Source organism: Nocardia sp. 149-1B (genome assembly GCF_057747975.1).
On record NZ_CM173233.1, the window covers coordinates 3,412,931 to 3,426,345 of the forward strand.

General features: G+C 73.5%; 10 protein-coding genes. 5 read left to right on the top strand and 5 right to left on the bottom strand.

Annotation, left to right across the window (positions count from 1 at the left end; genetic code table 11):
- Positions 1-46: 46 nt before the first annotated feature.
- Positions 47-499, top strand: a complete 453-nt coding sequence (locus AC3ANS_RS16280; RefSeq protein ID WP_488292625.1) for a metallopeptidase family protein — start codon at positions 47-49, stop codon at positions 497-499.
- Positions 500-567: 68 nt separating this feature from the next.
- Here AC3ANS_RS16280 and AC3ANS_RS16285 read toward each other — a convergent pair whose 3' ends face one another.
- From AC3ANS_RS16285 to AC3ANS_RS16295, 3 genes are all read right to left on the bottom strand, one after another.
- On the bottom strand, positions 568-1,986 hold the full coding sequence (locus AC3ANS_RS16285; protein WP_488292626.1) for a DUF5719 family protein: 1,419 nt from the start codon (positions 1,984-1,986) through the stop codon (positions 568-570).
- Positions 1,983-4,847, bottom strand: a complete 2,865-nt coding sequence (locus AC3ANS_RS16290; protein ID WP_488292627.1) for a glycosyltransferase family 2 protein — start codon at positions 4,845-4,847, stop codon at positions 1,983-1,985. Before AC3ANS_RS16290 ends, AC3ANS_RS16285 begins: the two co-directional genes overlap by 4 nt.
- A 337-nt stretch (positions 4,848-5,184) precedes the next feature.
- On the bottom strand, positions 5,185-5,439 hold the full coding sequence (locus AC3ANS_RS16295) for a WhiB family transcriptional regulator (protein ID WP_284534102.1): 255 nt from the start codon (positions 5,437-5,439) through the stop codon (positions 5,185-5,187).
- Positions 5,440-5,593: 154 nt separating this feature from the next.
- Here AC3ANS_RS16295 and cofD point away from each other — a divergent pair, with 154 nt between their 5' ends.
- The 3 genes from cofD (at position 5,594) to AC3ANS_RS16310 (ending at position 8,405) form a co-directional block, all read left to right on the top strand.
- On the top strand, positions 5,594-6,619 hold the full coding sequence (gene cofD / locus AC3ANS_RS16300; protein ID WP_488292628.1) for a 2-phospho-L-lactate transferase: 1,026 nt from the start codon (positions 5,594-5,596) through the stop codon (positions 6,617-6,619).
- On the top strand, positions 6,616-7,578 hold the full coding sequence (gene cofE, locus AC3ANS_RS16305) for a coenzyme F420-0:L-glutamate ligase (RefSeq protein ID WP_488292629.1): 963 nt from the start codon (positions 6,616-6,618) through the stop codon (positions 7,576-7,578). The genes cofD and cofE overlap by 4 nt, the downstream gene beginning before the upstream one ends.
- A gap of 71 nt (positions 7,579-7,649) precedes the next feature.
- Positions 7,650-8,405, top strand: a complete 756-nt coding sequence (locus AC3ANS_RS16310; protein WP_488292630.1) for a DUF3105 domain-containing protein — start codon at positions 7,650-7,652, stop codon at positions 8,403-8,405.
- Positions 8,406-8,605: 200 nt separating this feature from the next.
- Here the strand turns inward: AC3ANS_RS16310 and AC3ANS_RS16315 are convergent, their stop codons facing one another.
- Positions 8,606-9,694, bottom strand: coding sequence for a mannose-1-phosphate guanylyltransferase (locus AC3ANS_RS16315; protein WP_488292631.1), 1,089 nt, complete (start codon positions 9,692-9,694; stop codon positions 8,606-8,608).
- 17 nt (positions 9,695-9,711) lie between these two features.
- Between AC3ANS_RS16315 and AC3ANS_RS16320 the strand changes: the two genes are divergently transcribed.
- Positions 9,712-10,446: a TIGR03089 family protein gene (locus AC3ANS_RS16320; RefSeq protein WP_488292632.1), complete on the top strand. Its 735-nt coding sequence runs from the start codon at positions 9,712-9,714 to the stop codon at positions 10,444-10,446.
- A 41-nt stretch (positions 10,447-10,487) separates the two neighbouring features.
- Here AC3ANS_RS16320 and AC3ANS_RS16325 read toward each other — a convergent pair whose 3' ends face one another.
- Positions 10,488-13,358 carry an FG-GAP-like repeat-containing protein gene (locus tag AC3ANS_RS16325; protein WP_488292633.1) on the bottom strand — a complete coding sequence of 957 codons (2,871 nt, stop codon included), beginning with the start codon at positions 13,356-13,358 and terminating at the stop codon, positions 10,488-10,490.
- Between the last annotated feature and the right edge of the window lie 57 nt (positions 13,359-13,415).

A 13,415-nucleotide genomic window follows, 5' to 3' on the forward strand; every position in this document is an offset into this window, starting at 1 on the left:
GCTGACGGTACCCGCCTCCCCCGCGCTGGCGGATTAGGCTCGCGGCGTGGATGACACGGCGCCCGAGAGCGGCCCACCGAAGCGACGGATCCGCGACCGGCGCGGCCGCGGCATGCGCGGCCCGGGGGTGCTGCCCGCCCTCCCCGGGCGACCCGAGCTCCGCACGGCCCGGGAGCGCTTCGACGACCTGGCGCTCGACATCGTCACCGACATCGACACCCGCTGGCAGGACCGCCTCGGCCTTGTCGAGTACGCCGTCGAGGACACTCCCCAGATCCCCGACGACTGGTCCTCGGACACCGTGCCGCTGTCCTCGCTCGTCCGCGGCTCCGGCACCACACCGACCCGGCTGGTGCTGTTCCGCCGGCCCATCGAGCACCGCTGCGAGAACCGCACCGAGCTGGAGGCCATGGTGCTCACGGTGGTCGTCGAGCAGGTCGCCGAACTGCTCGGCATCGACGCCGAGCAGGTCGACCCGAGGTACGACCGCGACGACTGATCCCTGCGACTCGCCGGTGCTGGGGTACCGCGTCTCGCGCGGCGACGACGTCGGCGCACGAGCCGCGGCTAGGGCAGTCCCGGCCCTACGTCGGGCACGAGGCCGTTCATCGCGGGCTGGGTCAGCGGCACCACCGCGGTCCCCGGGTGCTTGCCGGTCGTCGAGACCTGAACCACCCCGGCGACGGAGGTGCGCTCGGGCGTGACCGTCACCAGCAGCGCGTCCGCGGGAAGCTTCACGGTGACCCCCTCGTCGGGCACCACGTCGACCCGGACCGTGTCGAGCACCTTGCCCGTGGCAGAGCGGGCCACCACCGTGACGGCACCGGTGCGAACGGCACCGGCCAGCTCGACGGTCTTGTCGACGCCCTTGCCACCCCCGGGCAGCAGCACGGTGGCCGCTCCGTCGATGAGGGTGTCCGCGACCGCGTGGGAGAGATCGCCCCGCGCGACCGACCGGACGGTGGCGGTGATCGGGCCGCTGCCGGTCACGAGCAGCCCGGTCGCCCCGTCGGCGATCGCCGGGCCGAGAACGTCCGAGACCGGGATGCGTTGCACGCTCTGCGGGGCGATCCGGATCTCCGGCAGGCCCTTCGGCGCGAACACCGACTTGTCGGTCACGACCCGGACGTCGGCTCGCACCTCGCTGTCGGTGCCGTTGGCGACCACGAGCGTACGGCGACCCGCGCCCGGCGCGAGCCCCATGAGCAGGTTGTCCGTGGCCGGCTCGGCCTGGGCGGGCAGCCAGTCCTCGGTGGGTGTCGCGCCACCGAGCTCGTCGTACCGGTCGAGCACCGTGGCGCCCAGGCGGCCCCGGGAGGCGACGACCTCGATCGCGAGCTCGTCGCGCCGGGGGATCTCCGCGGCGAGGTCGAGCCGGACGCTGGTGCCGCCCGGCACGGACACGCCCAGCAACCGGGGCGCGTCGATGACGCCGTTGCGGCCGTAGACGGTGACGTCGGCGACCGCGGTGCCGGAGTCGGGGTTGGCCAGCTCGAGCACGGAGGTGTGCCCGGCCCCGGCGCCCACCCCGGTGAACCACGCGTGGGGCGCGGGGGCGGGACAGGCGAGGGCCGCGGGCTGGCCGGCGGCGAACCGGGCGGCGACGAGCCCCGGAGCGGACTCGTCCTCACCGGCCACCGCCACCGGTCCCTGGTCGCCGGCCACGGTCGTGACCTGACCGCTGACGAGGTCCGCCGGTCGACGGTCGTCCCCGAGGCCCACCTGTACCTGTCCCTGGGCGTCCTCGGCGGCGCTGGTCAGCGAGACGCCCGCGTCGCCGAGCGCGGACGGGCACACGACCGTCGCCCGAGTCAGGGCGACGCGCGTGGGCGGGTGGTCGGACCCGGACGTGGAGGCGGGCCGGACCAGGAAGACCGCGATCCCGGCGAGCAGCGGCAGCACGACCGCGAGCACGACCGTGATGTCGACGCGGGACCCACGACGCGTCGAGCGACGTCCCGGGGCGGCGGGTGCGCTGTGGCTCACGACGATCGCCTCCGGCTGGTGGTGGGCAGGCACAAAACGGCGACGGCCACGGTTCCGGCGCCCTGCACGACGAGGAGCAGCACCCGCAGCCACGAGGTCGAGCCGTCGAGCGACGAGGAGTCCAGGGGGCGGTCGACCTGCCACGCGCGGGTCGAGCGGTCGGCGGCACTCGCCTGCACGAGCCCGGCAGCGGCGTCGAGGACGGAGGCCACGTCGCCGTCGGCGGGCGAGGGGAGCACGACGTACTCGATGCCGCTCTGCCCGAGTCGGTCGATCACGCTCGGCGTCGGCCGCGACACGAGCTCGCGCACCTCGGCGGTGAACGCATCGTCCTCGGAGGTCAGGTCGAGGATCTCGTCCTCGCCGAGGGTCATCCCGTCACCGCGGCGCACCGTGTAGGTCAGGCCGTCCTCGACGTCGCCGCGCACCACCAGGATCCCGTGGGCGGCGCCGGCCTCGGAGCTCTGCACCATGTAGACGGGGATGTCGGTGTCGACGCCGTCGGTGATGGCCGGGCTCGCACCGGCGAACCACCACACGAGCCCCCCGACGGGTACGGCGGCGGCCACGAGCGCGAGCAGGCCCGCCCCCACCCGGCGCCAGGTCGCGGCACCGTGGGCGAGCCCGATGGCTCCGGTGGTGACGGCCACGACCAGCGCGCCCTGCAGCACGACCACCAGGGCACCCAGCCCCGCGTCCGCGGTCGCGGCCGGAAGGGTGATCGAGAACGTCCCGAGCACCGCGGCCAGCACCGCCGCGACCAGCGCGACCACCCAGCACACGAGCACCGGCACCCGGGTCATCCGGGGCACGACGGCGAGCACGGCCAGGACGGCGAGGACCGCGCCGAGCCACCAGGGTGCGCCGAGGTCGCCGAGCCGACCGGTGGCCAGCGCGAGCGCGTCGACCTCGGGAGCCGGGAGCCGGCCGACGTCGAGCAGCAGGGCCGCGGCCGCGCCACGCTGGATCGCGGGCAGCCACCAGGGCGAGAGCAGCAGCGGGACCAGGCCCAGGGCTGCCGCCGGCGGTCCCCAGACAGACCGGTCGCGACCGGCTCCCCGCACGATCGCGAAGGCGGCGGCGACCACGACCAGGCCGAGCAGCAACGCGAAGAGCCACAGCACCGGAGCGAACGCCGCGGTCACGGTCAGCAGCAGGCCGGCGCGCCAGGCCGCCCGCCAACGGCGGTCCGCCGCGGGGTCGGCGAACCCGAGCGCCGCGTGGGCGAGCCACGGCAGCAGGGCCGATCCGACGACGACCCCGAGCCGGCCGTCGCCCCAGCCACCGCTGGCGACCGGCACCACCGCCCACGTCACCGAGCCCCAGAGCAGTGCCCACCGCGGAGCCCCGGTCGGGGTGACCAGCCGGCCCACGACGCGCAGGAACCGCCAGGCTCCCCACAGCCCCACGGGCACGGTCAGCACGAGCACGGCCGACACCGCAGCGGCGGGACTGCCGCCGAGCAGCGTGGCGAGCAGCGCGAGCACCGGGAGGTACGCCGGCGCCGGGACCGCGGTCCCGGTGCCGAGGGGGTGCCAGGTCTCGGTCTGCAGGCGCCACCAGTCCGATGCGCCGGCCGGTACGGGCGAGAGCCCGCCGCCGGCGACGTCGCCGAGAGCGTCGCGGGCACCGACGAGCGCCACGAGCACGACGAGGGCCAGCGCGAGCGCGATGGGGTTGGTCAGGAAGCGGGCGACCGCGCCGGTGTCCTCGGTGAGCTCGTCCTCCTCCGAGCGCGGGCGCGACACGGTGCTCGCGGGCGCGTGCTCGGCGGCCGCGATCCGGCGGCGCTCGGCGACGTCCTGCGCCTGGTTCGTCGCCGCCGCGACCAGGTCGCCGAGGAAGTCCAGGCCGTGCCGGTAGGGCAGCCACCACGGCGCCAGCAGGGGTCGCGCGCGCTCCTCGTCGAGGGGGCCCCGCTCGCGGCGCACCCGACGGGCCGCACGCACCTGGCCCGGGTGGGAGTAGATCGACAGCAGGGCGGCCAGGTCGTCGAGCGCCTCGCCGACGGCACGCACCAGCAGGAAGCCGATCATCCGCAGCAGGGTCCCGAACGCCAGCCGCACGGTGAGCCACAGCAGCGCGCGGCGCCGGGCGTTGACGAGCAGCGTGTAGATCGCCGCACGCCGCTCCTGGTAGTGGGTGTGCCGGCCCGTCAACGGCGTACGCCGCAGGCCGCGGTGGGCAGCCTCGGCGTGGAAGACGATCGCGTCGGGGACCACGAGCGTGCGGTGGCCGGCCATCGCGGCGCGCCACCCGAACTCGATGTCGTTGCCGAAGATCGGCAGCTGCGGGTCGAGCCCGCCCAGCTCCTCGAGCACCGACCGGCGCACCAGCATGCCGGCGGTGTTGACCGCGAGCACCTCGCGCACCTGGTCGTGCTGGCCCTGGTCGTACTCGCCGCGCTCGAGCCCGGTCTCGCGGCGGCCGGTGCCCGAGATCGTCACGCCGAGCTCGAGGAGGCGCCGCAGCGAGGGCCACTCCCGCAGCTTGGGCCCGAGGATGTCGGCCGTCGGGTCGGCGTCGGCCGCCGCCAGCAGCGCGGCGAGCGCCCCCGGGTCGGGGTTGGCGTCGTCGTGGATGATCCAGACCCACGTGGAGGTGGAGCCGCGCCGGCGCAGCTCGTCGAGCCCGAGGTCGACGGCGGCCGGGAACGTGGTCGACCCCGGCGCGCTGAGGACCTCGCCGAACTCGCCGCTAAAGGCGTCGTGGAGCAGGTCGGCGCTGCCGTCCCTGCTGGTGGTGTCGACGACCACGACGTCGTCGACGGGGGTGCGCTGGGCGCGCAGCCCCTCGATCACGGCGGGCAGCCACCGGGCGCCGTCGTGGCTGACGAGCAGCGCTGAGACCGAGGAACTCACGATCCCGAACCATATCGAGGACGCGGTAGCGGACTCGATGGCGGTGATCGAGCAAGCCGCGCGACCGAGGCACGAGGTCGCGACCGGCGTGTCGAGATCGAGGACGCGGTAGCGGACTCGATGGCGGTGATCGAGCAAGCCGCGCGACCGAGGCACGAGGTCGCGACCGGCGTGTCGAGATCGAGGATGCGGTAGCGGACTCGATGGCGGTGATCGAGCAAGCCGCGCGACCGAGGCACGAGGTCGCGACCGGCGTGTCGAGATCAGGGCATCCAGGCTGCAGGCTCGATCGGCCGTAGTCCTCGTCACCCGAGCGAGCTCGGGTGACGAGGCCAGCTCAGACGGCGCGCTTCTTGAGCTTGCGGCGCTCCCGCTCGGAGAGCCCGCCCCAGATGCCGAAGCGCTCGTCGTTCATCAAGGCGTACTCAAGACAGTCGTCTCGCACATCACACGTCAGGCAGACCTTCTTGGCCTCCCGAGTCGAGCCTCCCTTTTCCGGAAAGAACGCCTCGGGGTCGGTTTGTGCGCACAGCGCACGTTCCTGCCAGCCTGCTTCCTCGGCGTCCCCGTCGAGGAGAAACAGTTCTCTCACGGCCCTCGCCCTTTCGACCCGGTACGGCCGCTCCCCACATCGTGAACGACACTGTGGGAATTACATGCCTGTCGTACCCCGAAAGTCAACCCCGGATCTGCTATGGGCGACGACCGGCGACCGCGAGCACTCCCCCGTGCGGCAAGGTATCCGCATGCAGAACATCACCGTGCTGTCGGGCGGCATGGGCGGCGCCCGCTTCCTGCAGGGCCTGCTCCACGGCATCGCCGAGGGCCTGATCCCGGGCGTCGAGCGCGACGCCGTCGTCACCGTGGTCGCCAACACCGCCGACGACCTGTGGATCCACGGCCTCAAGGTCTGCCCCGACCTGGACACCGTGATGTACACCCTGGGCGAGGGCATCGACCTCGAGCGCGGCTGGGGCCGGCGCGACGAGACGTGGAGCGTGAAGGACGAGCTCGCGGCGTACGCCGTGGAGCCCACGTGGTTCGGCCTGGGCGACCGCGACATCGCCACCCACCTGGTGCGCACGCAGATGCTGGACGCCGGCTACCCGCTCTCCCAGGTCACCGAGGCGCTCTGCCGGCGCTGGCTCACCCCCGTCCACGGGCCGGCGGTCCGGCTGCTGCCGATGACCGACGACCGGGTCGAGACCCACGTGGCGATCGCCGACCCCGAGGCGGCCAGCGGGCGGCGTGTGGTGCACTTCCAGGAGTACTGGGTGCGACTGCGCGCCGAGGTGCCCGCCGAGGCCGTGGTCGTCGTCGGCCTCGACGAGTCCACCCCGGGCCCCGGGGTCATCGACGCCATCACCGACGCCGACCTGGTCCTGCTCCCGCCCTCCAACCCCGTCGTGTCGGTCGGCACCATCCTCGGCGTGCCCCGGGTCCGCGAGGCCCTGATCGCCACGCGCGCCCCGGTGGTCGGGCTCTCGCCGATCGTCGGGGGCAGCCACGTGCGCGGCATGGCCAACCAGCTGCTCACCTCGCTCGGTGTCGAGGTGAGCGCCGCCGGCGTAGGCCTGCACTACGGCGCTCGCTCGCAGGGCGGCGTGCTCGACGGCTGGCTCGTCGACGAGGTCGACGCCGACCAGGTCGGGCGGGTCGAGGCCGCCGAGATCGCGTGCCGCGCGGTGCCGCTGATGATGACCGACGTGCACGCCACCGCGGCGATGGCGGCAGCTGCCGTGGACCTCGCTGCCGGACCGGTCCACGGATGACCCACCTGGACGTCACCGCCCCGGACGGGATCCCGGAGATCGGGCCCGGGGACGACCTGGTCGAGCACCTGCTGACTCGCGTCGAGCTCGCCGACGGGGACGTCGTCGTCGTGACCAGCAAGGTGGTCAGCAAGGCCGAGGGACGGGTGCGTCCCGGGACTCGGGAGGAGTTGCTGCCCGGCGAGACCGCCCGGGTGGTCGCCCGCCGCGGCCCCACGACGATCGTGCGCAACCGCCTCGGTCTCACCATGGCCGCGGCAGGCATCGACAGCTCCAACGTGCCGACCGGCCAGGTCGTGCTGCTGCCGCTCGACCCGGACGCCTCGGCCCGCGGCCTGCGGGAGCGACTGCGGGAGCGCACCGGGCGCAACGTGGCGGTCGTGATCACCGACACCGCCGGTCGCGCGTGGCGTGAGGGGCAGACCGACATCGCGATCGGCGCCGCGGGCCTGGTCGTGGCGGAGGACCACGCCGGACGCACCGACCGGTGGGGCAACGAGCTCGCGGTGACGCTGCCCGCCGTCGCAGACGAGATCGCCGGGGTCGCCGAGCTCGCCCAGGGCAAGCTCGGCGGGCGGCCCTTCGCGATCGTGCGGGGGCGCGCCGACCTCGTGCTCCCACCCGGCGACGACGGCCCCGGGGCCGCCACCTTGATCAGGCCGGAGGGCGCCGACCTGTTCGGGTACGGCGCCCGCGAGGCCGTCGTACGCGCTCTCACCGGCGACCCGTCCGACCGCGCACCGTTCGGCGCACCGGCCGCGCCGGCGGAGCTGGCGGCGGCGATCACCGACGCACTGGGCCTGCTCGCGTCGCGTTCGGGCGCCGACGGGACCGAGCTCCTGGTGACCGTGCCCCCGGGGCTGACCCGGGCGGTGGCCACCCTCGCGTTCGCCCACGGCTGGGAGGTGGTCCGCTCCGATTCGCCCAGCGGCACGCGATTGCGCCCAGCGGTTCCCTGACCACCCGTAGACTCTGCCGTCGACTGACCCCGACCGCCCTGCACGACCGAGCACGACCGAGGACGCACACCGTGGCCAAGCCAGCCAAGAACGACCGCCAGGCGCTCATCCAGCAGAAGCTCAAGAAGCAGAAGAGCGCCGACCAGCGCCGCGGCTTCGCGATCGTCGGCGTCTGCGTCCTGGTCGGCGCGCTGATCGTCGGTGCGGCGGCGTACAAGCCGGTCAAGGACTGGTGGGACGGTCGCCAGTTCGACAAGGTCGCGCTCGACGAGATCGGCGCGCCGGCCTCCTCGTGCCAGGACATCACGACCAAGAAGGCCGACGGCAACCAGAACCACGTCCCGACCGGGACGCCGGTGGACTACAAGGACGCGCCGCCCGCGTTCGGCGCCCACTGGAACGAGGCGGGCGTGGCGCCCGCGCCGTTCGCCCGCAAGTTCTACACCCCCGAGGACCGCCCCCCGCTCGAGGCGCTCGTGCACAACCTCGAGCACGGCTACACGCTGCTCTGGTACGACGCCACGATCGCCGACAACGACAAGGACGTCGAGGAGCTGCGCGCGATCGCGGAGAAGTTCGGGGGCGGCGAGAACCCGCGCTACAAGTTCATCGCCGTGCCGTGGACCAAGGACGACGAGAACGGCGCCTCGTTCCCCGACGGCGAGCACGTCGCGTTGACCCACTGGTCCGCCGGCGGCCAGGGTGAGACCGACACCAGCAAGCAGCTGGGGGTCTGGCAGTACTGCTCCTCCGTGAGCGGCGCCGCCCTCGACTCGTTCATGAAGAAGTACCCCTACTTCGACTCCCCCGAGCCCAACGCCATGTGATGAGCGCCCCCGGCCTGAGCCTGCGAAGGCCGGGACCCAGGCGCCAGGTCGAGGAGCCGCGCGGCTGAGGAACGAAGCCGCGACCGGCGTCTCGAGACCCAGCACCGCAGCGGGACGTCGACTCGAGTCGTCGACCTGGAGTGGTCTCGACAACCAGCGACGCCCTACGTGGCGTCGACAAGCTCGACGACCGAGACCGACTACGTCAGTTCGGTGCGCCCCTCGGCCTTGAGCGCCTCGACGACCTGCTTGACGTCCTGGGCGCGGGCCCGGGTGGTGACGAGCAGGGCATCCGGGGTGTCGACGACCACCACGTCGTCGAGGCCGATCACCGCGACCACGCGTCCGGATCCGGGCAGGACCAGGCCGCTGGCATCGACAGCGCGGACGAGCCGGCCGTCGCCGACGACCGCGACGGACTCGGCGCCCGCTCCGACGAGGCCCGCGAGCGAGTCGAAGTCGCCGACGTCGTCCCAGTGGAACGACGAGGGCACGCAGGCGACCCGGCCCGCGTCGGCCGCGGGCTCGGCCACCGCGTGGTCGAGGGCGATCTTCGGCAGGCCGGTCCAGAGCTCCTCGAGCCGACCGCGATCCGCCGCGATGGCGCGCAGAGCCGCGGCGAACTCGGGGTGCCACTGCGCGAGCAGGTCGAGCAGCACCCCAGGACGTACGACGAACATGCCGGCGTTCCACCGGTAGCGCCCGGTCGCGACGTACTCGCTCGCGGTCCGCACCGACGGCTTCTCCACGAACTCACGCACCGTGGTCGCCCCGGCGTGACCCGGGAGCGGGTCCCCGAGGTGGATGTAGCCGAACGCCGAGGACGGGAACGCCGGCTCGATCCCGAGCGTCACCAGCCAGCCGTCGCGGGCCACCTCGGCGGCCACGCGGACCGACGCGGCGAAGGACTCCGGGTCGGGGATCACGTGGTCGGCGGCGAACGAGCCCATCACCGCGTCGGGGTCCTCGCGCTCGAGCACGGCGGCGGCCAGGCCGATCGCGGCCATCGAGTCGCGCGGAGCCGGCTCGGCCAGCACCCGCGCGGCGGGCACCTCGGGCAGCTGCTCGAGCACGGCCTCGCGGTGGGCTCCGCCGGTGACGACCACGAACCGGTCCTCGACCAGCGGAGCGAGCCGGTCGCGGGTGTCCTGCAGCAGCGTGCGGCCACGCCCGGTGAGGTCGTGCAGGAACTTCGGGGCGGAGGAGCGCGACAGCGGCCAGAGCCGGGTGCCCGCACCGCCCGCCGGGATCACGGCCCAGAAGTGGTCGATGCTGGAGTCTGCAGGCATGCTGAGAGGCTATCCAGGTGACGACCTTCGCCGATGTCCTGGCGCGCCAGCTGCGTGCCGACTCCTCACGCCCGCTGCTCACGTTCTACGACGAGGCGACCGGCGAGCGGGTGGAGCTGTCGGTGACGACGTACGCCAACTGGGTCGCCAAGACCGCCTCGCTGCTCGCTGAGGAGCACGACCTCGAGCGCGGCCAGACGCTGTGCGTCGACCTGCCGACGCACTGGCTCGCGCCGGTGTTCCTGGGCGCGGCGTGGACGGTCGGCCTGGTCGTGATCGGGCCCGAGGACGCCGACGACGTGATCCCGGACGCCGTGGTGTGCGGCCCGGGCAGCCTCGAGCGTTGGGCCGAGCGGGCCGACGACCTCCCCGTGCTCGCGTGCTCGCTGCTCCCCCTCGGCGTCCGCTTCGCCGACCCGCTGCCGGCCGGCGTCCACGACGTCGGGATCGAGGTTTGGTCCCAGCCGGACGCGTTCACGCCCTGGGACCCGCCCGGCGCGGACGACGCCGCGACCGGGTCGTCGTACGGCGGCGCGACGCAGGCGGAGCTGTGGACGACGGCCGCCGCCGGGAGTCTCCTCACCGACGGCGGCCGCCTCCTCTCGGAGGCGAACCCGGCTTCCCCACCAGGTGTCGCCGCCTTCACCGAGCCGCTCGTTCGCGGCGGCTCGCTGGTCCTGGTCACCCACGCCGAGCCGGGACGCATCGAGGCGATCTACACCGCCGAGCGCGCCACGGCTCGCTTCCCTTGATCGCGGAAGACCAGCCAGATCTCTCTCCTCACGTGGCCGGGCTAGCCGGCCAGGTCGTAGGCCCCCATCCCCTCGGCCAGGAAGCGGCGCGGCGCGAAGCCGGTCGCGGTGCCCTGGAGCAGCCACAGGTAGCCGGTCGCCTTCTCCCGGACGATCACGTCCGCGTGACCGGTGAGTGACACATCGCTGACCCCGATCACCCAGTCGTACGGCGAGAGGTCGAGGCTGAGCGTGCGCGGGCTGGTGAGCCCGCCGGGGCCGTTGCCGGGGAACAGCACCAGCTTCGAGCCCTGGCGGAACAGCGAGTCGGGTGCGCCGTCGCCGTCCCAGCGGCCGACCGCGACCTGGGTCCCGGCCTGGATCCGCCCGTGGGCGACGTAGCTGGTCTGCAGGCCCGCCACGCCCTTGCCGGGGTAGATCCGGATCGCGCCGCCGGCGGGCTGGCCCATCAGGTCGGGGTAGCCGTCGCCGGTCATGTCACCGACGGCCGCGAGCAACGCCACGTTCCCGAAGCCGTCGGCCAGCTTGGTCGCGGGACCGAAGTGCCCGGTGCCGTCACCGCGGCGCAGGAACAGCGCACCGGTGGCCTTGTTGCGGTTGATGATGTCGCCGAAGCCGTCACGGTCCCAGTCGCCCGCGTTGAGCACCAGGTTGGCGTTGGAGAGGTCGACGCCGGTCGCGATTGGCTTGCCGACCTCGGTTCCGCCGTTGTTGGGGAAGACGACCACGCGGGCGCCGGTGCGGGCCACGACGTCGGGGGTGGCGTCACGGAGGACCTGCGCCGCACCCGCGAGGCTCCCGACGCCCTGGATGCGGGTCACCGGGCCGAGCGGCTGCCCGAACGTCCCGTCACCCAGCGAGGGCAGCACGTAGCCGGTCTTGGTCGCCGCGTCGCGGACGAAGAGGTCCGGTTGGCCGTCACGGGTGAAGTCGCCGGCGCCCGTGATGCTCGCCCAGCGCTTCCAGGAGCCAGGGACCGCGACCCGCGTGCCGAACCCGCCCTTGGCCACGCCGGGGTGCAGCCAGAGCGCACCGGCCGCGTCGCGGCCGAGGAGGTCGGTCCGCCCGTCGCCGTTCAGGTCGCCGGTGCCCACGAGCGTCGTGTAGCCGCCCCAGACGGTGCCGAGCCGCTGGACCCGGAACGTGCCGTCGCCACGGCCGAGGAACTCGTCGAGCCGGCCGGTGGCGGGCCAGCGCGCCACGAGGTCGTTCTTGCCATCACCGTCGAGGTCCCCGACAGCGGTGACCAGGTCGTGACCCTCCAGGCCGGCGACCTGCGTGCCGCTCGAGCCGAAGGTTCCGTTCGAGGCGCCGGGGCGCACGGTCGTGCTGCCATCGGCGGCGCGGACGAGGAGGTCCCCGATGCCGTCACCGGTCAGGTCGGGTGAGGCGATCACGCTGTCGTCCGCGGTCAGGCCATTGAGCGCGGTGATGCCCGAGGCGAAGGTGGTCATGCCGGCGGTGGGGATCACGAAACCCTGACCGTCGCTCGCTCGACGCACGATCAGGTCCGGGTGCGGCGTCGACGCCAGGTTGGACTCCAGCTCGCGGCCGGCCCAACCGCGCTGCGCCTCGGCCGCGAGGGTGCGGATCTCCGGGATCTTGGCGTAGAGGTACTTGCCGGGACAGGCCGTCGACGCGGCGTCGCGGTGGCCGTTGATCGCCTCGAAGTCCCGCGAGCCGACCCACTGCTTGGTGGAGGACGCGTCGACTCCGTGCAGGGACAGCTTCCACGCGAACAGCGCACCGTAGGCCTGGACCATCGCCTGCGAGGGCTGCTTGATGTCGTAGTTGCCGATCGCGGACATCGCGAACGAGTAGTCGTTGTAGTTCAGGGTGTGCGCGCCGACGACCGGCCGGTCGATGCCGCCGTACCGGCCCTCCCAGATGCGGCCGAACCGGTCGACGAGGAAGTTGTAGCCGATGTCGGACCAGCCGCGGGACTGGGTGTGGTAGGCGTAGATGCTGCGGAGGATCCCGGGCACCTCGGCGCGTGTGTAGTCGTTGGCGTTGACCGTGTGGTGCACGAAGCCGGCGTGCACCTCGAAGTAGCGCAGCGAGCTCTTGTCGCGCATGCTCTCGTCGGCGCCCCACTGGGCGCGGGAGTAGATCTGCGGCCGCGGGGTGTACGTCGCGGCCTGCAGGTCGATCTGGTCGCTGCCGCCGGTGCCCTCCCCCGGGTCGGTCGCCAGCGTGCCGGGCTGTGCCGCCGGGGCGTCGGCGCCGTCCATCGTGTCGGTGTCGAGCGCCGGCTTCTCCACCGCGCTCCGCTTGGCCGTGCCCGGGTCGACGACCGCGAGACGCAGGTCGGGCGGCAGCGTCCCGGTGGACGACGCGCGGACCTGGACCTGGTCGACGTCGCCGACCAGGAGGGCGTCGGTGCCGGGGCGGGCGTGCCGAGCCTCGACCGAGCCCGGGTCGGGACCGTGCTCGATGTCGTAGTCGAGCTTCATCCAGGCCGACCAGGTCTGCCCGGTGCGCGTGCGCACGGCGAGGGCGATCGCGTCGGCGGGCAGCTTGGTGCCGTGGGCCCAGGTCACCCCGACCGCGCCGTAGCCGACGACGGCCTCGGGGACACTGGTCACCTGCGAGCCACCGAGCGCGCCGGCCTTGGTCCGGCTGCTGACTGCGCGCGGAGCCGCCTTCGAGCCGGCGGGTGCCGTGAGGGAGTACTCCTTCACCGTCGGGTCGACCACCTCGGTCGGCACCTTCGACGGCCGCGAGGCCTCACGGGTGTAGGCGGAGAGGTCGGCGGCGAGCGAGTCGGTCCGAGAGCCGGCGCTTCCGGTCGGCATCTCGCGGACGACATCGAGGCTGACGACGCTCGCGGCCGGGGTGAGCGCGGCGAGCACGACACCGAGGGCCAGCAGTTGCTGGCAGGCGGTGACGAAGGTGGTCTTGCTGGGGGGCATTGAAGGACTCCATGTGCGCGGGGAAGTTCACACGTGGAGCAACTGTCACACCAGTAA